We start from the raw sequence: 21,442 nt of genomic DNA on the forward strand, positions 1-21,442 counted from the left end.
GCAGACAGTACGCCGAATAGCCCTTCACCGCCTGCGGCGTACTGCCAAGCAAGTACGCCCTGCAGAATCACTCTTCGCTGCCTGGCGCCTCGTCAGCGTTGCCCTCGGCGGTGTCCGCAGCCAGCACTTCAGCCGCTGCAGCATCGCCTTCCAGCAGCACTTCATCGTCCAGCCCGGAAGGCTCCTGTACGCGCTCCAGACCAACCAGGGTTTCATCCTTGGCCAGCTTGATCAGGGTTACCCCCTGGGTGTTGCGTGACAACGAGGAGACTTCATCGACACGGGTGCGCACCAGCGTGCCCAGATCGGAAATCAGCATGATCTCTTCACCATCCAGCACCTGTACCGCACCGACCAGCTTGCCATTGCGCTCGTTGCTGACCATGGCGATCACGCCCTGGCCGCCGCGACCACGCTGCGGGTACTCGTCGATCGGCGTGCGCTTGCCATAACCGCGCTCGGAAGCACTGAGAATCTGCGCACCCTCTTCGGGTATCAGCATGGAAATGATGTGCTGTCCCTCCGGCAGGCGCATGCCGCGTACACCACGGGCAGTACGGCCCATGGCGCGCACCTTGCTCTCGCGGAAGCGGATCACCTTGCCACCGTCGGAGAACATCATCACCTCGCGCGCACCGTCGGTAACGGCGGCCGCAATCAGGGTGTCACCTTCTTCCAGACGCAGGGCAATCAGACCGGCCGTACGCGGACGGCTGAACTGGATCAGCGGGGTTTTCTTCACCGTACCGTTGGCGGTAGCCATGAAGATGTAATCGCCGGTCGGCTCGTCCTGCTCATCGCCAGCCTCATCATCAGCGGCGTCTTCAGCGTCTTCCGGCTCGACCACTTCGCCTTCCAGCACGTCGTCGTTTTCGTCCAGCTGTTCGTCTTCGGCCGACTGCTCGCGGAACTTCTTCAGGTCGATCGGCAGCATGGCGGTGATCAGCTCACCCTCGTCCAGCGGCAGCAGATTGACCAGCGGCCGGCCGCGGGAGGCACGCGAGGCCTCCGGAATCTCGAAGGTGCGCAACCAGTAGACCTTGCCCTTGCTGGAGAACAGCAACAGGGTGTCGTGACTGCTGGCAACCAGCAGGTGCTCGATGTAGTCCTCATCTTTCATGCCGGTGGCCGACTTGCCCTTGCCACCACGGCGTTGCGCCTGATATTCGGCCAGCGACTGGGTCTTGGCATAGCCACCGTGGGAGATGGTTACCACACGGCTCTCACGGGTGATCATGTCCTCGTGCTTGAGGTCGATCTGCGAAGCGATGATTTCGGTGCGACGGGCATCGCCGAAATCGTCACGCACCTTCTGCAGCTCCTCGCAAATCACTTCCATCAGGCGCGTGGCGCTGGTGAGGATACGAATCAGCTCGCCGATCTGGAGAAGAATTTCCTGATACTCGGCGAGCAGCTTCTCGTGCTCCAGACCGGTCAGGCGGTGCAGACGCAACTCGAGGATGGCCTGGGCCTGTTCCGGCGACAGGTAGTACTTGCCGTCGCGCAGACCGTATTGCGGGTCCAGCTCGTCAGGACGGCAGACATCGGCACCGGCGCGCTCGACCATGGTTTCCACCGCACTGGATTCCCAGGCCGTGGCAATCAGGCGCTCCTTGGCATCGGCCGGGGTTGGCGAGGCCTTGATCAGCGCAATAACCGGGTCGATGTTGGACAGTGCAACCGCCTGGCCTTCCAGAATGTGCCCGCGCTCGCGCGCCTTGCGCAGCTCGAACACGGTACGCCGGGTGACCACTTCGCGACGATGGCGGATGAATACCTCAAGCATGTCCTTGAGGTTGAGGATGCGTGGCTGGCCATCGACCAGCGCCACCACGTTGATGCCGAACACGCCCTGCATCTGGGTTTGCGCATAGAGGTTGTTCAGCACCACTTCGCCGGATTCGCCACGGCGCAGCTCGATGACCACGCGCATGCCGTCCTTGTCGGACTCGTCGCGCAGCTCGCTGATGCCCTCGATTTTCTTTTCCTTGACCAGCTCGGCGATCTTCTCGATCAGGCGTGCCTTGTTCAGCTGATACGGCAGCTCGGTAACGATGATCTGCTGGCGGCTGCCGGACTTGTCCATGTCCTCGACGGTGGCGCGGGCACGCATGTAGATGCGTCCGCGACCGGTGCGGTAGGCCTCGATGATCCCGGCGCGGCCGTTGATGATGCCGGCAGTGGGAAAGTCCGGGCCGGGGATGTACTGCATCAGCTCATCGACTGTCAGCTCGGGATTCTCGATCAGCGCCAGGCAGCCGTTGATCACTTCGGTCAGGTTGTGTGGCGGGATGTTGGTGGCCATGCCCACGGCGATACCGCTGGAACCATTGACCAGCAGATTGGGGATCTTGGTCGGCATCACCGCCGGAATCATCTCGGTGCCGTCGTAGTTGGGCACCCAGTCCACGGTCTCCTTGTCCAGATCGGCCAGCAGCTCATGGGCCAGCTTGGCCATGCGCACTTCGGTGTAACGCATGGCGGCGGCGTTATCGCCATCCACCGAACCGAAGTTGCCCTGCCCGTCGACCAGCATGTAGCGCAGCGAGAACGGCTGGGCCATACGCACGATGGTGTCGTACACCGCCGTATCACCATGCGGGTGATACTTACCGATGACGTCACCGACGACCCGCGCCGATTTCTTGTAGGCCTTGTTCCAGTCGTTGCCCAGCTCGCTCATGGCGAACAGCACGCGGCGGTGAACCGGCTTGAGGCCGTCACGCGCATCCGGCAGTGCACGCCCGACGATCACGCTCATCGCGTAATCGAGGTAGGACTGCTTCATCTCGTCTTCGATATTGACCGGGATGATTTCTTTGGCCAGTTCACCCATGAGAAACCTGTTTCCTTATTCTGGTTGGACGTCGCCGGACATGCCGCAACGGAGCCGTCTGCCATTCCCCACAAGGAAAATGACTCATTAAAAATCAAAGAGTTACGCGGGGTTAAACCACTGCAAAACAGGTGTTTACGGGCACCCCGGAAAACCGTCGGAGCTTACCACAAGCGGCGCCGTGAACCTACCCCGCCGACCCGCGCGCAGGAGAAAACGCCGGCGACCCTCCGGCAAGGCTTCAGTGCAGGTGCCGCCGACTCATCAATTGCGCCATTTTTTCGCCATCCGGCCGCTCGATCACCCCTGTTTCGGTGACAATCGCGTCCACCAGGTCCGCCGGGGTGACATCGAATACCGGATTGAACACCTCCACCCGGGCGCCCACCCGCTGTCCGGCAAAATCCAGCAATTCAGTGGCATCACGCTCCTCGAGCACCACGTCCTCGCCGACTTCACACGTCATGTCGATGGTCGAACTGGGCGCCACGACCATGAATCGCACGCCGTGATGCATGGCATTGATCGCCAGCTGATAGGTGCCGATCTTGTTGATTACATCGCCATTGGCGGTAATCCGGTCCGCACCGACTATCACCCAGCTGATGCCGTGTCCGCGCATCAGGTGTGCCGCCGTTGAGTCGGCGATCAGCGTGGTCGGCACGCCATCCTCGGCCAGCTCCCAGGCCGTCAGCCGCGAGCCCTGCAGCCAGGGACGGGTTTCACCGGCGTACACCCGCTCCACCAGACCCTGCAGATGGGCGGCGCGGATTACCCCAAGCGCCGTGCCGAAGCCGCCGGTAGCCAGCGCACCGGCATTGCAGTGGGTCAGAAAGCTCTGCGCACTGTCCTGATGCTTTCGAATCAGCTCGAGGCCGGACTGGGCCATGGTCAGATTGGCTTCACGATCACTCAGGTGAATGGCAATCGCTTCTGCCTCCAGCAGTGCCACTACATCCTCGTCCGGATTGCGGCGCTGCAGCCGATCGAGCATACGGTTCAGCGCCCATAGCAGATTGGCGGCTGTCGGCCGTGCCGCCGCCAGTTGCTGGTAATCGGCCTGCAAACCGGCCTGCCAGTCGCCACCGGCCTGCAGGCGCGCACGCGCCGACAGCACCAGGCCATAGGCAGCCGCCACACCGATGGCCGGCGCACCACGCACCAGCATCTGGCTGATGGCCGCGGCCACCGCACCAGACGATTCACAGCGCACCCACAGCTGTTCCAGCGGCAACAGGCGCTGGTCGAGCAGATACAGCGCACCGTCACGCCAGGCTATCGCAGTGATTCTTTCTGCTGCCAGCAACTGCTCACGCATGACCTGCACGCCCCACCGAAATAGACAAAAGGTCGCGGATTATAGCGAGCCCGGCAAACAATCGCTCGGGTATACTTCGGCCACTTCTGATTGCCCCGGACAGCCCCATGCCCGACCACCAAGCCCCGCTCGACCTGCTCCTGCTGCCCACCTGGCTGGTACCGGTCGAACCGGCCGGTGTCGTGCTGAAAGAACACGCCCTGGGCATTCGCGATGGCCGCATCGCCCTGATTGCACCGCGCGAGCAAGCACTGCGCCTGGCGGCGCAGGAAATCCGCGAACTGCCTGGCTGCCTGCTCACGCCGGGGCTGGTGAATGCCCACGGCCACGCGGCGATGAGCCTGTTTCGCGGTCTGGCTGACGACCTGCCGCTGAACAGCTGGCTGCACGAACACATCTGGCCGGCCGAAGCGCGCTGGGTCGATGAAGCCTTTGTCCGCGACGGCACTGAACTGGCGATTGCCGAACAGATACTCGGCGGCATCACCTGCGTGGCCGACATGTACTTCTACCCCGAGGTCGCCAGTCAGGTGGTGCACCGCAGCGGTATTCGTGCGCAACTGTCGATTCCGGTACTGGACTTCCCGATTCCCGGCGCCCGCGATGCCGCTGAAGCCCTGCGCAAGGGCCTGCACCTGTTCGACGACTTGCGCCAGCACCCGCGTATCAGCGTGGCGTTCGGCCCCCATGCACCCTACAGCGTGAGTGACGACAAGCTGGAAAACCTGCGCATGCTGGCCGAAGAAGTCGACGCCGGCATCCACATGCACGTGCATGAAACCGCCGGCGAGATCCAGCAGTCGCTGCAGCAGTATGGCGAGCGCCCACTGGCCCGCCTGCAGCGTCTGGGCCTGCTCGGCCCGCGCTTCCAGGCGGTGCACATGACCCAGGTCAGTGATGCCGACATCAGCCTGCTGATGGAGAACAACTGCAGCGTCATCCACTGCCCGGAATCCAACCTCAAACTGGCCAGCGGCTTCTGCCCGGTGGAACGCCTGTGGCAGGCCGGGGTGAATGTCGCCATCGGTACCGACGGTGCCGCCAGCAACAACAACCTCGACCTGCTCGGCGAACTGCACACCGCGACCCTGCTGGCCAAGGCGGTGGCCGGCAACGCCAGCGCTCTGGACGCCCACCGTGCCCTGCGCATGGCCACCCTGAATGGCGCCCGCGCGCTCGGCCTGGATGGCGAGATCGGCTCACTGGAACCCGGCAAGCTGGCCGATCTGGTAGCCTTCGACCTCTCCGGCCTGTGCCAGCAACCGCTCTACGATCCGGTTTCGCAACTGATCTACACCAGCAACCGCAGCTGTGTGCGGCACGTATGGGTCGGCGGCAAGGCGTTGCTGGATGAACGTCAGCTGACCCGTCAGGATGCACAACAGCTGGCGGCCACGGCGCGCCAGTGGGGTGAAAAAATAGCCCAGCGTCACCACGCTTGATCAAGACACTCAATCAGGAACCTTCATGAGCAACGTCGACCACGCCGAAATCGCCAAATTCGAAGCCCTCGCCCACCGCTGGTGGGATCGCCAAAGCGAATTCAAGCCGCTGCATGACATCAACCCGTTGCGCGTCAACTGGATCGATGAACGCATCAGCCTGGCCGGCAAGCAGGTGCTCGACATCGGTTGTGGTGGCGGCATCCTCAGCGAAGCCATGGCCCAGCGCGGCGCCACGGTAACCGGCATCGACATGGGTGAAGCCCCGCTGGCGGTGGCCCGCCTGCACCAGCTGGAGTCCGGCGTAGAGGTCGATTACCGGCAGATTACGGCCGAAGCGCTGGCCGCAGAGATGCCCGATCAGTTCGACGTGGTCACCTGCCTGGAAATGCTCGAACACGTACCGGACCCGGCCTCGGTCATCCGCGCTTGCCAGCAGCTGGTCAAGCCCGGCGGCCAGGTATTTTTCTCCACCATCAACCGCAACCCCAAGTCCTACCTGTTCGCCATCGTCGGTGCCGAGTACGTGCTGCGCCTGATGCCGCGCGGCACCCACGACTTCAAGAAGTTCATCCGCCCGTCCGAGCTCGGCGCCTGGAGCCGCGAAGCCGGCCTGCAGGTACAGGACATCATCGGCCTGACCTACAACCCGCTGAGCCGCCAGTACAAGCTGGAAGCGGATGTGGACGTCAATTACATGATCCAGACGCTGAAGGAAATCTGATGATGCGTCTGCGCGCAGTTCTCTTCGACATGGACGGTACGCTGCTCGACAGCGCACCCGATTTCATCGCCATCAGCCAGGCCATGCGCCAGGCTCATGGCTTGCCCGCGATGGACCCGCAACGGATTGCCGACGTGGTTTCCGGCGGCGCGCGCGCCATGGTCGCCGCAGCCTTCGACTGCCCGGTCGAATCGAGCGAATTCGAGGCCCTACGCCTGGAGTTTCTCGAACGCTACCAGCAGCACTGTGCGGTACTTACCCGCCCCTACGACGGCATCGCCGAACTGCTGACGGACATCGAAAAATCGAAACTGATCTGGGGCGTGGTGACCAACAAACCGCTGCGCTTTGCCGAGCCGATCATGCAGCAGCTGGGGCTGGCCGGGCGCTCGGCATTACTCATCTGCCCGGATCACGTCACCCACACCAAACCGGACCCGGAGCCGATGCTGCTGGCCTGCAGCAAACTGGGCCTGCAACCGGCAGAAATCCTGTTTGTCGGTGACGATCTGCGCGACATCGAATCCGGCCGCGCCGCCGGCACGCGCACGGCAGCGGTCAGCTGGGGCTATATTCACCCTGAGGACAATCCCGCGCACTGGGGCGCCGATGTCGTAGTTGATCACCCGGACGAGCTGCGCAGGATCCTCGATAACGCCCTGTGCGGCTGCTGACAGCAACGTCCTGACCGGCACCCGCGCTCCGGTTCGCTCCATTGGTTCATGTTTTCCGCAAATTAGTGGCATTATTAGTGCCATATTAATCCGGAGGCTTTCCGCCATGGCCAGATTGCAGTCATCCCTCACCATTCTTGCGCTTGGCGCCTTGCTCGCGGCCTGCGGCAACGATGAACAAACGGCTGTGCGGGCTGGCACTGCAGCCAGCAGCAGTACCGCCGTCGCCAATGCCGAAGTCGGCAAGTCCCTGCCGCTGGCCGACATGCAGGACTTCGAGGATGCCCAAAAAAGGGGACAGATTTATTTTTACAGCAAACTGAATGAAATTGTCCAAGGACGGAGGATACGTTATGCCAAGGATTGGCCGTGTTGTATTACCAAACTATCCGCACCATGTGGTGCAAAGAGGCCACAACCGCCAGGTTGTGTTCGCTGCTGATGAGGATTACCGCCGCTATCTGGCTGACCTTCGCGAGCTCAAGGATGCATTTGGCGTGAAGGTCTACGCCTACTGCCTGATGACCAATCACGTTCATCTGTTACTGGCACCGGGTGACTCCGTCGCCGGGCTCGGTCAGCTGATGAAAGCCTTGGCAGCGCGTGCCACGCGTTATCGCAACAGACTGGAAGGCCGCTCGGGTACGTTGTGGGAAAGCCGCTACAAATCCAGTGTCGTGCAAACGGACACCTATCTGCTCGCCTGCTCGCGTTACATCGAACTGAATCCCGTTCGTGCTCGTATGACCAGCGAAGCTGGGGACTACCCTTGGTCAAGTTACCGTGAGCGCATCAATACCGCGGGCAGCAACTGGCTTGATGTCGACCCCGGCTTTTTGGCGCTAGGTCAAGATCCAATCGAGCGGAGTGCGCGATACGAGGCTTTCATGAAGCAGGCTACGACTGCTGACGAGTTACGTCTGATTCGGGAAGCACTGCAGCGCGGACAATTGACCGGCAATAGCCGCTTCGTGGATGAAATCGCACACATCACCGGCATCCGGATTGAACAGCGAGGCCAGGGCAGACCACGAACCTGTAGGGAAAAATAAATCTGACCCCTTTTTGTACACTCAGGGTTGCAGCACCAGTTCATGTTTGCTGCAATTAGTGACACTATAAATGCCATATTAATCCGGAGGCTTTCCGCCATGGCCAGATTGCAGTCATCCCTCACCATTCTTGCGCTTGGCGCCTTGCTCGCGGCCTGCGGCAACGATGAACAAACGGCTGCGCGGGCTGGCACTGCAGCCAGCAGCAGTACCGCCGTCGCCAATGCCGAAGTCGGCAAGTCCCTGCCGCTGGCCGACATGCAGGACTTCGAGGATGCCGCGCGCGGCCTGATTGCCAGCCAGCAACCTCTGCAGGTCACCGGCAACGACGGCAAGATCCTGTGGAACATGCAGGATTACGCCTTCATCAAGGACGAGGCGCCGGCCAGCGTCAACCCCAGCCTGTGGCGCCAGGCCAAGCTGAACAACATCAACGGCCTGTTCGAAGTCACACCGGGTATCTATCAACTGCGCGGTTTCGACCTGGCCAACATCAGCCTGATCCAGGGCAAGACCGGCTGGATCCTGGTCGACCCGCTGACCACTGCACCCACCGCCCGCAATGCACTGGCCTTTGCCCGCGAGAAACTGGGCCAGCAGAAGATTTCCGCCATCATTTTTACCCACAGCCACATCGATCACTTTGGCGGGATTGATGGCGTACTTGACGAAGCCGAACGTCAGTCCGTGCAAGTTATTGCCCCGCAAGGCTTCCTGGAAGAAGCCTCCAGCGAAAACATCCTCGCCGGCCCGGCCATGCAGCGCCGCGCCCAGTACATGTATGGCAGCCGGCTACCGCGCTCGACCACCGGCCATGTGGATACCGGCCTGGGCAAGCAACCGCCGCTCGGCGGTGAAATCGGCATTCGCCGGCCGACGGAAATCATCAACCAGACCGGACAAACACTGGATATCGACGGCGTAGAGATGATCTTCCAGTACACCCCGGTCTCCGAAGCGCCGGCCGAGATGACCTTCTACATCCCGCAATACAAGGCCTTCTGCGGTGCTGAAGTGGTCTCCCATACCATGCACAACCTCTACACCCTGCGCGGCGCCAAGGTGCGCGATGCGCTGAAGTGGAGCGATTACATCGACGAGGCCATCGGCCTGTTTGGCCAGGACGCCGAGGTCTATTTCGGCAGTCACCACTGGCCGGTCTGGGGCAAGCAGCGCATCAACAGCTTCCTCAAGAGCCAGCGTGACACCTACAAGTTCATCCATGACCAGACCCTGCGCATGGCCAACAGCGGCGCCACACCAAAGGAAATCGCTGCAGAATTGAAGCTGCCCTCGACGCTGGAGAAGAACTTCTCCAATCGCGGTTACTACGGCACCCTCAGTCACAATGCCAAGGCGGTATATCAGCTCTATTTCGGCTGGTATGACGGCAACCCGGCCAATCTCGACCCGCTGCCACCGGCCGAAGCCGGCGCGGCCTATGTCGAAGCGATTGGCGGCGCCGACCAGCTGCTGGAGATCGCCCAACAGGCCTTCGACAAGGGCAACTACCGCTGGAGTGCCGAACTGCTCAACCATCTGGTGTTCGCCGAGCCAAAAAACCAGGCCGCCCGCGAACTGCTGGCACAGACCTACGACCAGCTGGGCTACCAGGCCGAGTCCGGGCCCTGGCGCGATGAATACCTCACGGGCGCCTATGAACTGCGCAATGGCCCGCCAACTGAAAAGCTCAGCCTCAAGGAGGCGCAAAACTTGATTGCCGAGACTCCCTTGCCGCTGTTCTTTGCCTCCATGGCCGCCATGCTCAATGGCGAGCGTGCCGATGGCAAACACCTGGTGATCAACTTCAACTTCACCGATCTGCAGCAAAACTACGTGCTGGAAGTGGAAAACTCGGTGTTGCATCACCGCTTGCAAGCACCGGCGGCCGGGGCGGATGCCACCATCAACCTGACCCAACCGCTGTTCCTGCAACTGGTCATCGGCACTGCCGGGCTCAAGGACACCCTGTTCTCCGACGACCTGAGCATCGAAGGCAGCCGCCTGTCCCTGCTGGAGTTCTTCAAGTTGCTGGACAAGCCGCAGGGCGGCTTCAACATCATCGAGCCCTGAAACAGCCTGACAAGTGCCAAGCCCTGCCTGAAAAACAGGGCTTTTGCCAGAAAAACAGGGCTTTTTCCTTTATGCTTGCCGCCCTCGCTTGCCAGGCAAAAAGGAACATTCGCATGTTTGACTACACCGCCCGCCCCGACCTGCTCAAGGGTCGGGTGATTCTGGTCACCGGCGCCGGTCGCGGCATTGGTGCTGCTGCGGCCAGATGCTACGCCGCCCACGGCGCCACAGTGCTGCTGCTGGGCAAGACCGAGGAAAACCTCAATCAGGTCTACGACCAGATCGAAAGCGCCGGTCATCCGCAGCCAGCGGTCATCCCGTTCAATCTGGAAACCGCTCTGGCCCACCAGTACGACGAGCTCGCGGCAATGGTTGAAAGCGAGTTCGGCCGCCTCGACGGGCTGCTGCACAACGCCGCCATCCTCGGCCCGCGCACGCCCATCGAGCAGTTGTCGGGCGACAACTTCATGCGCGTGATGCAGGTCAATGTGAATGCCGAGTTCATGCTGACCCACGCCATGCTGCCACTGCTGAAACTCTCCGGGGATGCCTCGGTGCTGTTCACTTCCAGCAGTGTCGGGCGCAAGGGCAAGGCCTACTGGGGTGCCTATGCAGTGTCCAAGTTCGCCAACGAAGGGCTGATGCAGGTGCTCGCCGACGAACTGGAAGGCACCAGCCACGCCCGCGCCAACAGCATCAACCCCGGCGCCACCCGCACCAGCATGCGCGCCCAGGCCTACCCGGGTGAGAACCCTGCACGCAACCCGACTGCGGAAGAGATCATGCCGGTGTATCTGTATCTGATGGGCCCGGATAGCCAGGGTGTGAACGGGCAGGCGTTTGACGCGCAGTAAATGCTCTCGCCGCCCGGCAGTGGGTTGTTAACGGTACAAGCGGGAACATTAGCGGATTGGAAATCCGTTTACGTCAGTGGATATCGCGTTTATCCGAGCGCTCGGTTCCGCCCTGCTGGGCGTCTCACTTTTGCCAGTCGCCCTCCGTGTCAGGCTATCTGTCGCCCTTGTTGATTGACTCACTCAACCAAGGGGGCGAAGGTGCTTAGCAATGCCAAAACGTTACGACAACAACTTCAAAGACTGGGTCGTTCTGCAAATGATGCCGCCCATCAATCGTTCGGTAGCCGAACTCGCTGCTGCTCTCAATCTCACCCCACAGTCGCTGCGTGACTGGAGACAAATGGCTAGAGATAAGGGCTTGATCGTTCCAGGAAACGGGAAGACCAGTGACCAATGGTCTAGCGTCGATAAATTCAATGCAGTACTGGAAACCGCGCCGTTGAGCGAGGTTGAGCTTTCGCAGTACTGCCGAATCAAGGGTATTTATCCTGAGCAAATCCGGGAGTGGCGCAAGGCCTGTCAAAACGCTAATACCCTGGAACTAAAGCCGAGTGCGGAGAAGACCGCTGAGCAGCGGCGAATCAAAGACCTTGAACGCCAGTTGATCCGTTCCGATGCAGGTCGAGCAGAGGCGGTCGCTTTGCTAGAACTCAGAAAAAAAGCCAATGTGATCTGGGGCAAGGACAAGGAAGACTGATCAGCGCCTCAGATCGCATGCAAGCCATGAAGTTGGTTGCTGATGCAGTGCTCGGTGGGGCTCGTCGATTTCGCGCCTGTAATGAGCTTGGGCTAAGCCTGCGGACGGTGCAGCGTTGGCGGTTTAGTGGCAGTGATGGGCGCTTGCTGGCTCAGCGAGCCCCGCCGCCCAACAAGCTAAGCGAAGCAGAGCGCCAAGCGGTGCTCAATGCGGCTAATCAACCTGGCTTCGCCAGCCTCACGCCTCATCAGATCGTCCCAAAGCTGGCAGATAGCGGGGTTTATCTCGCGTCGGAATCAACATTTTATCGTGTACTGAAAGCCGCCAATCAACAGATTCGTCGCGGGCGCACCAAGGCACCGAAACGTCGCGTTTTGACGACGCATCGTGCTGATGGGCGCAATCAAGTGTGGTGCTGGGACATCACCTGGTTGCCTAGCACGGTTAAGGGCCGGTTTTTCTACTGGTACATGGTCAAGGACATCTACAGCCGCAAGCTGGTGGCCAACGAAGTGCATGAAGTAGAGAGCGCAGAGCATGCGTGCGAACTGCTTGAGAAGGGCTGTTTGCGCGAGCACACAGCAGGTCGTCCGCTGGTGTTGCACTCGGACAACGGCAACGTGATGAGGGGCTCGTTGCTGCGTGAAAGCATGATTTCGCTAGGCGTGGAGCCTTCCTTTAGCAGGCCGCGAGTAAGCAACGACAACGCTTATGCTGAAGCGCTTTTTCGCACAGCAAAGTACTGCCCGCTCTGGCCGGAGCAGCCGTTTGATAGCATCACTGAAGCCAGGCTTTGGGTGCAGAAATTCATCGAGTGGTACAACGAAGATCATCGTCATAGCGCCCTGAAATACGTTACACCAAACGAGCGTCACGAAGGTAAAGCGCCAGCACTACTGAGGGCCCGAGCAGTGCTTTATGAGGGCGCGAGGTTAAAAAATCCAAGTCGATGGACTACCAGAACCCGCAACTGGGACTTGGCCAGCACGGTGTATTTGAATCCTGAACGCTCAGGCGAACAGGACAAAATAGCTTCCCCGTAAAGGGCTCGGGGCGACAGGTACCTTGACACGCACCGGTCGCGGCAAAAGTAAGCAAAAACGCTTGCCCCTGCATCCGGCCTCCTGAAGGGGCGTTTGGGTACCCACCGCATCATTTGCGTTTTTGATCGTTCCCACGCTCCGGCGTGGGAATGTAGCCCTCGACGCTCCAGCGTCTGCAAATCCGGCTCCCACGCAGGAGCATGGGAGCCATCGGAATGCTGCCGGGTTGCATGGACTGACAGTCCCGTCAGGAGGGTGAGCGAAATCGGTGTGGAGGGGGTTGAGCGGCATGGATGCCGCGACGACTGCATGGATGCAGGAGGTAGAGCGACGCAGGGTGCCAAAGCCGAGAGCTGCGATGGGCCGTATGCCGGGTGCGCTTTCTCTTTGCTTACTTTCTCTTTGCGCAAACAAAGAGAAAGTAAGGCGCCGTGCAAGGCGCAACCTGTAGTTTCAATCCGGGGAAAGCGTGGCGCTCTGGCTCATAGCCAGCACCAAGTCAATAAAAAAGGGACTCCCACGAGTCCCTTTTTTGCTATCAAACCACTCGGATCAGGGCTTCTTGCGACCAAATCCGGGCCGCTGGCCATCACCGGCTGGTGGGCGTTTGCTACCGGCCGGCTTGCGCGCCGGACGCTCGCCCTGGGCAGGTGTCGAGCGCTCACCGGATGGCTTGCCCGGACGGCGCTTGCTCATATCGCCCGGACGCTCCGCCACCGGCGTGCCCTTGCCGGAATCCCGCGGATTGTCCCGACTGGCTGCCGGACGTGGCTTGCGCGGGATCGGCGCGCCGGACTCGTCGCGCAATACCCGTTGCGGACGTTCGCCATCAGCCCGGCGCGGGCTGCGCAAGGTGTTCGGCTTGGGCGATTTGCGCTGCAGGCGGTCCAGCTTGTCGCGCAACTTGCCCTTCATTTCCGGCAAGGCCACTGAAGCCAGGCCGACTTCGCTGCTGAGGATATCGATCTCGCCCTGCACCATCTCGCGCCAGCGACCGACACTCAGGTCCGAGGTGAGGAATACCGGGCCGAAACGCACGCGTTTCAGGCGGCTCACCACCACGCCCTGCGACTCCCAGAGCCGGCGCACTTCGCGGTTGCGTCCTTCCATCACCACGCAATGAAACCAGTGGTTGAAGCCTTCGCCACCGGGCGCTTTCTGGATGTCGGAAAACTTCGCCGGGCCGTCTTCCAGCATCACCCCGGTGAGCAGCCGCTCGATCATCTCGTCATCCACTTCGCCACGCACACGCACCGCATACTCGCGGTCCATCTGGTAGGAAGGGTGCATCAGGCGGTTGGCCAACTCGCCATCGGTGGTAAACATCAGCAGTCCGGTGGTGTTGATGTCGAGACGGCCGATATTGATCCAGCGGCCGCTCTGCAGCCGTGGCAGGTGCTCGAACACCGTGGGCCGGCCTTCCGGATCGTCACGGGTGCAGACCTGACCTTCCGGCTTGTTGTACATCAGCACGCGGCGGGTACTTTCTTCCAGCTCTTCACGGCGCAACAGGCGGCCGTCGAGGGTGATGGCATCATGGGTATCGACGCGCTGGCCGAGGGTGGCAACCAGGTTGTTCACCTTGACCCGGCCCAGACTGATCCAGGTCTCAATGTCGCGGCGCGAACCGAGGCCCATACGGGCCATGACTTTCTGCAGTTTCTCGCCTGCAGGACGGTATTCTTCAATGTCACTCATCGCGGCACCTCCCGGTGTGTCCATGACAGAAAAATTGGCGCAAGGCGCCAAAAGGGTCGCGCATCATACGCGGATCGCCCGCTGGACGCACGGCAAGACTATAGCTGGCTGCGCAGATACTGCTGCAGATTCGCCAGCAAGTCGGCGCCTGTAACAGTCAGTGGCGTGACGCGCCTTCATCCGGCCGTGGCAATTCTTCTTCAGCAGCATCCTCTGCTGCGGCCCCGGACGCCTCGGTCAGCGGCTCGGGCAGGTCGCTGAAATCGGTCTTCAGCCCTTGCTCCATGCCGTCCAGCTCCGCCAGCAGGCTGCTGAAATTGACTTCCTCGCGCGGTTCTTCGGCTGGCTCCAGCGCCACCTGCAAGGCATCGGCGCCCAGCGTCTGCTCATCGCTGAACGACAGCACCGGCTCCGGTTCGAGATCACGCAACGCTGCCAGCGTTGGCAGCTCCTCCAGGCCCTTGAGGTTGAAATAATCGAGAAAGGCCCGGGTGGTGGCGAACATTTCCGGCTTGCCCGGCACATCACGGTGGCCGACCACGCGTATCCACTCGCGTTCCAGCAGGGTCTTGACCGTCTGGCTGTTGACTGCCACGCCACGGATGTCCTCGATCTCGCCACGGGTAATCGGCTGCCGGTAGGCGATCAGCGCCAGGGTTTCCAGCATCGCCCGCGAGTAGCGCTGGGGGCGCTCGTCCCACAGCCGGCCGACCCAGGGCGCAAAACGTTCACAAACCTGCAGGCGATAGCCCGAAGCCACTTCCTTGAGCTCGAAAGCCCGGCCGCTACAGCTGTGCCGCAGGATTTCCAGGGCCTCGCGCAGCAACGCCGGTTCGGGGCGCTCGGCCTCTTCGAACAGTTCGGCCATGCGCTCCAGCGACAATGGCCGGCCAGCCGCCAGCAGAAAGGCTTCCAGCAGGCTGGCCAGATCCTGAGGGTCGGAAAGGTTCATCGGTTCACCTCGAAAATTACCTGTGTTTCGCTCATTCCGCCCTGGCGCGGACGTGTATGGCGGCAAAATCGGCGTTCTGCACCAGCTCCACCAGCTGTTCCTTGATCAGCTCGAGCACTGCCATGAAGGTCACCACCACGCCCAGGCGGCCTTCCTCGGCACGGAACAGCTCGACGAATGGCACAAAACCGCCAGCCTTGAGGCGCTCCAGCACGTCACTCATGCGCTCGCGGGTCGACAGGGTCTCGCGGGTGATCTGATGGCTCTCGAACATGTCGGCCCGGCGCAGCACCTCGGCCATCGACAGCAGCAATTCCTGCAGGCTGACATCCGGCAGCAGCTTGCGGGCGCGGGCCGCCGGCGCGGCCAGGGTCGGTACGTGGATATCGCGACCGACCCGCGGCAAGCCGTCCAGCCCTTCGGCAGCGGCCTTGTAGCGCTCGTACTCCTGCAGGCGGCGGATCAGTTCGGCGCGTGGATCGTCTTCTTCCTGCTCCACCTCGGCCGAGCGCGGCAGCAACATGCGCGACTTGATTTCCGCCAGCATGGCGGCCATCACCAGATACTCGGCAGCCAGCTCCAGGCGCACCGACTGCATCAGCTCGACATAACCCATGTACTGCTTGGTGATTTCCGCGACCTGGATATCGAGGATGTCGATGTTCTGTTTGCGGATCAGGTACAGCAGCAGATCCAGCGGGCCCTCGAAGGCTTCGAGGAACACCTCCAGAGCATCCGGCGGAATGTACAGATCCAGCGGCAATTCGGTGACTGCCTGGCCATAGACCAGCGCAAACGGCAGTTCCTGCTGTTCCGGGGCATGCTGCGGCTCTGTCATCAATCGGCACCCTGCTCGAAAGGCTGCGGATCACCGGCACCCACGCGCAACACCTGCGGATCACCATCGGTAAGGCTGACGACCGTCGAGGCTTCCAGCCCGCCGTGGCCACCGTCGATGATCAGGTCGACCTGATGCTCGATACGCTCGCGGATCTCGTAGGGATCCGACATCGGCAGGCTCTCGCCGGGCATGATCAGCGATGAACTCATCAACGGCTCGCCCAGCTCGGCCAGCAAGGCCAGGGCTATCGGATGCGCCGGCACGCGCAGGCCGATGGTGCGGCGCTTGGGATGCATGAGCATGCGCGGCACTTCGCGGGTGGCGCTGAGAATAAAGGTGTACGGCCCCGGCGTATGCGCCTTGAGCAGGCGAAAGGCGCTGGTATCAACCTTGGCAAACAGCCCGAGCTGGGACAGGTCGCTGCAGACCAGGGTGAAATTGTGCTTGTCATCCAGCCGGCGCAGGCTGCGGATGCGTTCCACCGCCGACTTGTCGCCAATATGGCAGCCCACCGCATAGGACGAGTCGGTCGGATAAACCACCACGCCACCTTTGCGGATGATCTCCACTGCCTGCTTGATCAGCCGTGCCTGCGGGTTTTCCGGATGCACCTGGAAGAATTGACTCATGGCGTTTCCCTGCTCAGTGAACGGCAACATCAGGCGCAGCAGTCGGGTCGGCCGGAGGCTGCAGTCCGCCGGACAATTTCAGGCGCGCCGCCAGCAAAGGCAAATCTTCCGGAATCGGGCGATACATGCCCAGCTCCGACCAGTCGCTGGGCGCATGAAAATCGCTGCCGGCACTCACCAGCAGGCCGAACTCACGGGCCAGAACACTCAGCGTGCCGGTCTGTTCAGCCGGTTGCAGGCCGTTGATCACCTCCAGCCCGTGCCCTCCGGCCTCGATAAAGGCTGCCACCAGCTTGCGTCGCTTGCTGCGGGTGAAATCGTACATCATCGGGTGCGCCAGACTGATCCAGGCACCTGAGGCCTTTAAAGTGGCAACCGCCTCCGCCAGCGTTGGCCAATGCTGTTTGACATCGCCCAGCTTGCCGGCACCCAGCCACTTGCGAAATGCCTCGCCACGATCGGCCACATGCCCGGCACGCACCAGAAAATCGGCAAAATGCGGCCGCGCCGGCGCATTGCCACTGTCACCCAGCGCCATCTGCGCCTCGCGGGCGCCGACAAAGGCACCTGGCATGCCCTTGTCCGCCAGACGCCGGCCTATTTCCTCGGCGCGCGACCAGCGGCCATGGTGCAGGTCCTCAACCGCCTTGAGCAGTGCCGGCGCGTCCGGCCTGAAGCCGTAACCGAGCACATGAATGGTGGCGCCGCCCCAGGTACAGGACAGCTCGATCCCGCTGATCAACTGCATGTCCGGCCATGCGGCGGCTGCCTGCATGGCTTCAGGCAGGCCTTCAATGGTGTCGTGATCGGTCAGCGCCAGCACCCGCACGCCGCGCCCATACGCCCGCGCGACAAGGTCGGCAGGGGCAAGCACACCATCGGATGCGGTGCTGTGGCAGTGCAGATCAATATGCATGGGTATGACTATCGCCGGAATGCTGGTTTGTTATTATGCCGTCTCATCCCGCCCGTGGCTTGCACCGTGAAACAATTCATCGATTTCATCCCGCTTATCCTGTTTTTCATTGTCTACAAACTCGACCCGCGCGCGGTCGAGTTTGCCAACCATAGCTTCATGCTTGGCGGTATTTTCAGTGCCACTGCGGTACTGATTGGCAGTTCGGTGCTGGTCTACGGGGCTTTTTTCGCCGTGCAGCGGCGTCTGGAAAAAGGCCAGTGGCTGACCCTCGCCGCCTGCCTGGTGTTTGGTGGCATGACCCTGGCGTTTCACAGCGAAACCTTCCTCAAGTGGAAGGCCCCGGTGGTCAACTGGATATTCGCCTGCGCATTCCTGGCCAGCCACTTCATCGGCGACAAGCCACTGATCCAGCGCATGATGGGCCACGCCATCAGCCTGCCACAGCCCGTCTGGGCAAGGCTGAATCAGGCCTGGATCATATTTTTCTTGATTGCCGGTAGCGCCAACCTGTTCGTTGCCTTTACCTTTCAGCAGTGGTGGGTGGACTTCAAGGTGTTCGGCAGCCTGGGCATGACCCTGCTGTTCCTCGTCGGCCAGGGCATCTACCTGTCACGCCACCTGCATGACCCCGCCGAACAGCCGCAAAAATAAGGATCCGCATGCTCTACGCCATCATCGCCATCGACCACCCCGACACCCTGAGCAAGCGCCTGGCCGCGCGCCAGGATCACCTCGCGCGGCTTGAGCAACTCAAAACTGAAGGTCGACTGATACTCGCCGGCCCGCACCCGGCCATTGACAGCAATGACCCGGGGCCGGCCGGTTTCACTGGCAGCCTGATCGTTGCCGAGTTCGACTCGCTACAGGGCGCACAACGCTGGGCAGATGCCGATCCCTATCTGGCTGCCGGCGTCTACGCTCAGGTTCAGGTGAAACCCTTCAAGCTGGTGCTGCCCTGACTTCACGCTTTACCCGGCTGTCCGATAACAAAAACAATAAGGAATACCATGCATCGTTTATCCCTGACCCTGCTGCTTGTGCTCACGCCACTGTGTTCCGCGCTGCAGGCCGAAGAGTCCACCCTTGCCAGTCCGGCAGCCACGCACATCACCAGCCAGTCGAGCGCAACCCAGCGCATCCAAGAACTGGAAGCTGAACTGGGCGCCGCCGTCCAGCAACGTGACGAACTGGCCGGGCAACTCAGTTCGGGACTGGCCGATAGAGAAACTGCCCAGGTCGCGCGTCTGCGCCAGGAAAATCAGAAGCTAAAACTGCAACTGCGCGAAGCCCTTGCCAAACAGCAGCAAAGCCTGTTCACGGAAACCCAGACCTGGTATCTCGCCGGTGCAGCGACCGCCCTGCTCGGCGCGGCAATCGGCGCCCTGTTACGCGGCAACCGCAGAAGACGCCAGTGGCTCAACTGAGCGCGGCTTCATTCCAGGGCTGCACAAAGTCCTCCACTGCCAGCGCTCTGGGATTACGCCGCTCGCCTTCGACGTTGCCCAGATAAACAAAGCCGATTATCCGTTCGTTGCTCTGCAACCCCAGGCCTTTGCTGACCAGCGGGTCTTCGGCCATGGCGCCGGTGCGCCACATCGCTCCCAGACCCAGGCCGTGGGCGGCCAGCAGCAAACCGTGGGCAGCGCAGCCAGCCGCCAGCAACTGTTCCTGATGGGGAACCTTGGGATGATCCTGCAGGCAGGCAACCACCACCACCAGCAGAGGTGCCCGCAACGGGCTTTTGCGGACTTTTTCCAGCGCATCGGCCTTGACCTCGCCGGGCCGTGCAGCCAGGGCCTGGGCAAACAGGTCACCCAGACGCTCACGCGCAGCGCCCTCGATGGTCAGGAAGCGCCACGGGCTCAACTGGCCGTGGTCCGGCGCCCGCAGAGCAGCGGCAAACAGCTGCTCGCGTTGGGCCGCAGATGGTGCAGGCCCGCTCAGACGAGCGACAGATACGCGATTTCGCAGAGCATCCAGGACATCCATCAACAACCTCCGGCAGCATTCACAGTGTCGCCATTCTACCCATGCACAACTGCCAGCGCCCGTGCGCCTGCAGAATATCCCTGACTAAGCGATTTACAGCCTTGGCGTCACGAGTAGAATAAGCCCCCTTCCTTCCAGAGCCCTACGTGCATGGCCCTGCAGTCACTCCGCTCGCTTGGCTTCATCATCGGTATTTTCCTGATCACCCTGGCGGTCAGCATGCTGATTCCGATGCTGACACTGGTCCTGTTCAAGCATGAGGGGGAACTCTCTGCCTTTACCTGGTCCTGCCTGATCACCGCGCTGGCCGGCCTGGCGCTGACCTTGCCGGGTCGGCCGAAGGATTCCAACCTGCGGCCGCGTGACATGTACATGCTGACCAGCAGCAGCTGGGTGATCGTCTGCCTGTTTGCCGCGCTGCCGATGGTACTGATCCAGCACATCAGTTACACCGATGCCTTCTTCGAAACCATGTCCGGGGTGACCACCACCGGCTCGACCGTGCTGACCAATCTGGATCAGGCCTCACCGGGGCTGCTGATCTGGCGCTCCATGCTGCAGTGGCTGGGCGGCATCGGCTTTATCGGCATGGCCGTGGCCATTCTGCCGCTGTTGCGCGTCGGCGGCATGCGCCTGTTCCAGACCGAATCGTCCGACTGGGGCGAGAAAGTCATGCCGCGTTCGCACATGGCCGCCAAGTACATATTGGCGGTGTATACCGCACTGACCGTGCTTGGCTTTTTGGGCTTATGGGCCGCGGGGATGAGCGCCTTCGAGGCGATCAACCATGCCATGACCGCCATCTCCACCGGCGGTTACTCCACCTCCGACGCCTCCATGGCGCACTGGACCCAGCCAGCCATTCACTGGATTGCCGTGGCCTTGATGATTGCCGGCAGCCTGCCCTTTACCCTGTATGTCGCCAGCCTGCGCGGCAACTACAAGGCACTGCTGCGTGACCATCAGGTCCGCGGCCTGCTCGGCTTTCTGCTGGCCAGCTGGCTGGTGGTCGGCGCCTGGCTGCACCTGCATTCCCAGCTGGGCTGGATAGATGCCATACGGGTCGCGGCGTTCAATATCACCTCCGTGGTGACTACCACCGGTTACGCCCTGGGCGACTACACCACCTGGGGAAGTTTTGCCGTACTGCTGTTTTTCTATCTGACCTTTGTCGGCGGCTGCTCCGGCTCGACCGCCGGCGGCCTGAAGATCTTCCGCTTCCAGGTCGCCTTTGTACTGTTGCGCGCCAACCTGTTGCGACTGGTGCACCCGCGCGCGGTGATCAAGCAGCAGTACAACGGCCACAACCTTGACGAAGACATCGTCAGCGCGATGATCACCTTCTCGTTCTTCTTTGCCGTGACCATCTCGCTGATCGCCATCGGCCTGACCCTGACCGGACTGGACTGGATCACTGCACTCACCGGCGCCGCCACCGCCGTATGCAACGTGGGCCCGGGACTGGGGCCGATCATTGGCCCGGCGGGCAATTTTGCCACCCTCAGCGATAGCGCCAAGTGGCTGCTGACCGCAGGCATGCTGCTCGGCCGGCTGGAAATCCTCACGGTACTGGTGCTCTTCACCCGCGCTTTCTGGAAACACTAGATACCGGCTGTAGTGTGGCCTCCGGCAAAGCCGGCGCTCCCGCCCAATGGAGGATTTACAGCAGGTTCTAGCCGCGTAGAATGCAGCCCCACT

20 protein-coding genes are annotated in these 21,442 nt (G+C 61.6%); 11 read left to right on the top strand and 9 right to left on the bottom strand.

Going from position 1 to position 21,442, the window contains the following annotated elements; all coding sequences use genetic code 11:
* Window positions 1-67 precede the first annotated feature (67 nt).
* Window positions 68-2,836: a DNA gyrase subunit A gene (gene gyrA, locus BLT89_RS10565; protein ID WP_090194835.1), complete on the bottom strand. Its 2,769-nt coding sequence runs from the start codon at window positions 2,834-2,836 to the stop codon at window positions 68-70.
* Window positions 2,837-3,077: 241 nt separating this feature from the next.
* The gene (mtnA, locus tag BLT89_RS10570) at window positions 3,078-4,154 is read right to left on the bottom strand and encodes an S-methyl-5-thioribose-1-phosphate isomerase (RefSeq protein ID WP_090194838.1); all 1,077 of its coding nucleotides are present in this window, start codon (window positions 4,152-4,154) and stop codon (window positions 3,078-3,080) included.
* 107 nt (window positions 4,155-4,261) lie between these two features.
* Between mtnA and BLT89_RS10575 the strand changes: the two genes are divergently transcribed.
* From BLT89_RS10575 to mupP, 3 genes are read left to right on the top strand one after another with little or no spacing between them, the layout of a single operon-like run.
* Entirely contained in the window at window positions 4,262-5,596 is a 1,335-nt protein-coding gene (locus tag BLT89_RS10575; protein WP_090194841.1) for a TRZ/ATZ family hydrolase, read from the top strand.
* A 25-nt stretch (window positions 5,597-5,621) separates the two neighbouring features.
* Window positions 5,622-6,320, top strand: a complete 699-nt coding sequence (gene ubiG / locus BLT89_RS10580) for a bifunctional 2-polyprenyl-6-hydroxyphenol methylase/3-demethylubiquinol 3-O-methyltransferase UbiG (protein WP_090194843.1) — start codon at window positions 5,622-5,624, stop codon at window positions 6,318-6,320.
* A 2-nt stretch (window positions 6,321-6,322) separates the two neighbouring features.
* Window positions 6,323-6,994 (top strand): N-acetylmuramic acid 6-phosphate phosphatase MupP, encoded by a 672-nt coding sequence (mupP, locus tag BLT89_RS10585; RefSeq protein WP_090198933.1) that lies wholly within the window; start codon window positions 6,323-6,325, stop codon window positions 6,992-6,994.
* 121 nt (window positions 6,995-7,115) lie between these two features.
* Here mupP and BLT89_RS10590 read toward each other — a convergent pair whose 3' ends face one another.
* A complete protein-coding gene (locus tag BLT89_RS10590) occupies window positions 7,116-7,331 on the bottom strand; it encodes a hypothetical protein (RefSeq protein ID WP_090194846.1) in 216 nt (71 codons plus the stop codon).
* A 16-nt stretch (window positions 7,332-7,347) separates the two neighbouring features.
* Between BLT89_RS10590 and BLT89_RS10595 the strand changes: the two genes are divergently transcribed.
* The 4 genes from BLT89_RS10595 (at window position 7,348) to BLT89_RS10610 (ending at window position 12,716) form a co-directional block, all read left to right on the top strand.
* Window positions 7,348-8,046: a transposase gene (locus BLT89_RS10595; protein WP_090194848.1), complete on the top strand. Its 699-nt coding sequence runs from the start codon at window positions 7,348-7,350 to the stop codon at window positions 8,044-8,046.
* A gap of 99 nt (window positions 8,047-8,145) precedes the next feature.
* Complete coding sequence (locus BLT89_RS10600; protein ID WP_090194851.1) at window positions 8,146-10,119, top strand: alkyl/aryl-sulfatase; 1,974 nt, start codon at window positions 8,146-8,148, stop codon at window positions 10,117-10,119.
* 113 nt (window positions 10,120-10,232) lie between these two features.
* On the top strand, window positions 10,233-10,973 hold the full coding sequence (locus BLT89_RS10605) for a YciK family oxidoreductase (protein ID WP_090194852.1): 741 nt from the start codon (window positions 10,233-10,235) through the stop codon (window positions 10,971-10,973).
* A 211-nt stretch (window positions 10,974-11,184) separates the two neighbouring features.
* Window positions 11,185-12,716 (top strand): IS3 family transposase gene (locus BLT89_RS10610; RefSeq protein ID WP_408003043.1). Its coding sequence is split into 2 segments (ribosomal slippage): window positions 11,185-11,647 and window positions 11,647-12,716, totalling 1,533 coding nucleotides; the frame shifts between segments, so codons are not numbered across the junction.
* A gap of 552 nt (window positions 12,717-13,268) precedes the next feature.
* Here the strand turns inward: BLT89_RS10610 and rluB are convergent.
* The 5 genes from rluB to BLT89_RS10635 form a co-directional block, all read right to left on the bottom strand.
* Window positions 13,269-14,414 (bottom strand): 23S rRNA pseudouridine(2605) synthase RluB, encoded by a 1,146-nt coding sequence (gene rluB, locus BLT89_RS10615; RefSeq protein WP_090194855.1) that lies wholly within the window; start codon window positions 14,412-14,414, stop codon window positions 13,269-13,271.
* 157 nt (window positions 14,415-14,571) lie between these two features.
* Window positions 14,572-15,366 carry an SMC-Scp complex subunit ScpB gene (gene scpB / locus BLT89_RS10620; protein WP_090194858.1) on the bottom strand — a complete coding sequence of 265 codons (795 nt, stop codon included), beginning with the start codon at window positions 15,364-15,366 and terminating at the stop codon, window positions 14,572-14,574.
* Between the two features lie 31 nt (window positions 15,367-15,397).
* Window positions 15,398-16,096 carry a segregation and condensation protein A gene (locus BLT89_RS10625; RefSeq protein ID WP_172829165.1) on the bottom strand — a complete coding sequence of 233 codons (699 nt, stop codon included), beginning with the start codon at window positions 16,094-16,096 and terminating at the stop codon, window positions 15,398-15,400.
* A gap of 107 nt (window positions 16,097-16,203) precedes the next feature.
* The gene (locus tag BLT89_RS10630; protein WP_090194863.1) at window positions 16,204-16,836 is read right to left on the bottom strand and encodes an L-threonylcarbamoyladenylate synthase; all 633 of its coding nucleotides are present in this window, start codon (window positions 16,834-16,836) and stop codon (window positions 16,204-16,206) included.
* 13 nt (window positions 16,837-16,849) lie between these two features.
* The gene (locus BLT89_RS10635; protein WP_090194866.1) at window positions 16,850-17,752 is read right to left on the bottom strand and encodes a PHP domain-containing protein; all 903 of its coding nucleotides are present in this window, start codon (window positions 17,750-17,752) and stop codon (window positions 16,850-16,852) included.
* 66 nt (window positions 17,753-17,818) lie between these two features.
* Here BLT89_RS10635 and BLT89_RS10640 point away from each other — a divergent pair, with 66 nt between their 5' ends.
* From BLT89_RS10640 to BLT89_RS10650, 3 genes are read left to right on the top strand one after another with little or no spacing between them, the layout of a single operon-like run.
* A complete protein-coding gene (locus BLT89_RS10640) occupies window positions 17,819-18,406 on the top strand; it encodes a septation protein A (RefSeq protein ID WP_090198936.1) in 588 nt (195 codons plus the stop codon).
* Between the two features lie 8 nt (window positions 18,407-18,414).
* The gene (locus tag BLT89_RS10645) at window positions 18,415-18,714 is read left to right on the top strand and encodes a YciI family protein (protein ID WP_090194868.1); all 300 of its coding nucleotides are present in this window, start codon (window positions 18,415-18,417) and stop codon (window positions 18,712-18,714) included.
* Window positions 18,715-18,762: 48 nt separating this feature from the next.
* Window positions 18,763-19,179 (top strand): hypothetical protein, encoded by a 417-nt coding sequence (locus BLT89_RS10650; RefSeq protein WP_090194870.1) that lies wholly within the window; start codon window positions 18,763-18,765, stop codon window positions 19,177-19,179.
* Here the strand turns inward: BLT89_RS10650 and BLT89_RS10655 are convergent.
* Window positions 19,172-19,744 (bottom strand): nitroreductase family protein, encoded by a 573-nt coding sequence (locus BLT89_RS10655; RefSeq protein ID WP_090194872.1) that lies wholly within the window; start codon window positions 19,742-19,744, stop codon window positions 19,172-19,174. The two genes, BLT89_RS10650 and BLT89_RS10655, sit on opposite strands and share 8 nt — an antisense overlap.
* A 150-nt stretch (window positions 19,745-19,894) precedes the next feature.
* Here BLT89_RS10655 and BLT89_RS10660 point away from each other — a divergent pair, with 150 nt between their 5' ends.
* On the top strand, window positions 19,895-21,349 hold the full coding sequence (locus BLT89_RS10660; RefSeq protein ID WP_090194875.1) for a TrkH family potassium uptake protein: 1,455 nt from the start codon (window positions 19,895-19,897) through the stop codon (window positions 21,347-21,349).
* Window positions 21,350-21,442 lie beyond the last annotated feature (93 nt).

The organism is Pseudomonas pohangensis (assembly GCF_900105995.1).
Classification (GTDB): Bacteria; Pseudomonadota; Gammaproteobacteria; order Pseudomonadales; family Pseudomonadaceae; genus Aquipseudomonas; species Aquipseudomonas pohangensis.

What these genes read in the sequence shown, in the direction of transcription:
- gyrA (WP_090194835.1), bottom strand. Translation starts at nt 2,836, where the DNA reads ATGGGTGAACTGGCCAAAGAAATCATCCCGGTCAATATCGAAGACGAG.
- mtnA (WP_090194838.1), bottom strand. Translation starts at nt 4,154, where the DNA reads ATGCGTGAGCAGTTGCTGGCAGCAGAAAGAATCACTGCGATAGCCTGG.
- BLT89_RS10575 (WP_090194841.1), top strand. Translation starts at nt 4,262, where the DNA reads ATGCCCGACCACCAAGCCCCGCTCGACCTGCTCCTGCTGCCCACCTGG.
- ubiG (WP_090194843.1), top strand. Translation starts at nt 5,622, where the DNA reads ATGAGCAACGTCGACCACGCCGAAATCGCCAAATTCGAAGCCCTCGCC.
- mupP (WP_090198933.1), top strand. Translation starts at nt 6,323, where the DNA reads ATGCGTCTGCGCGCAGTTCTCTTCGACATGGACGGTACGCTGCTCGAC.
- BLT89_RS10595 (WP_090194848.1), top strand. Translation starts at nt 7,348, where the DNA reads ATGCCAAGGATTGGCCGTGTTGTATTACCAAACTATCCGCACCATGTG.
- BLT89_RS10600 (WP_090194851.1), top strand. Translation starts at nt 8,146, where the DNA reads ATGGCCAGATTGCAGTCATCCCTCACCATTCTTGCGCTTGGCGCCTTG.
- BLT89_RS10605 (WP_090194852.1), top strand. Translation starts at nt 10,233, where the DNA reads ATGTTTGACTACACCGCCCGCCCCGACCTGCTCAAGGGTCGGGTGATT.
- rluB (WP_090194855.1), bottom strand. Translation starts at nt 14,414, where the DNA reads ATGAGTGACATTGAAGAATACCGTCCTGCAGGCGAGAAACTGCAGAAA.
- scpB (WP_090194858.1), bottom strand. Translation starts at nt 15,366, where the DNA reads ATGAACCTTTCCGACCCTCAGGATCTGGCCAGCCTGCTGGAAGCCTTT.
- BLT89_RS10630 (WP_090194863.1), bottom strand. Translation starts at nt 16,836, where the DNA reads ATGAGTCAATTCTTCCAGGTGCATCCGGAAAACCCGCAGGCACGGCTG.
- BLT89_RS10635 (WP_090194866.1), bottom strand. Translation starts at nt 17,752, where the DNA reads ATGCATATTGATCTGCACTGCCACAGCACCGCATCCGATGGTGTGCTT.
- BLT89_RS10645 (WP_090194868.1), top strand. Translation starts at nt 18,415, where the DNA reads ATGCTCTACGCCATCATCGCCATCGACCACCCCGACACCCTGAGCAAG.
- BLT89_RS10650 (WP_090194870.1), top strand. Translation starts at nt 18,763, where the DNA reads ATGCATCGTTTATCCCTGACCCTGCTGCTTGTGCTCACGCCACTGTGT.
- BLT89_RS10655 (WP_090194872.1), bottom strand. Translation starts at nt 19,744, where the DNA reads ATGGATGTCCTGGATGCTCTGCGAAATCGCGTATCTGTCGCTCGTCTG.
- BLT89_RS10660 (WP_090194875.1), top strand. Translation starts at nt 19,895, where the DNA reads ATGGCCCTGCAGTCACTCCGCTCGCTTGGCTTCATCATCGGTATTTTC.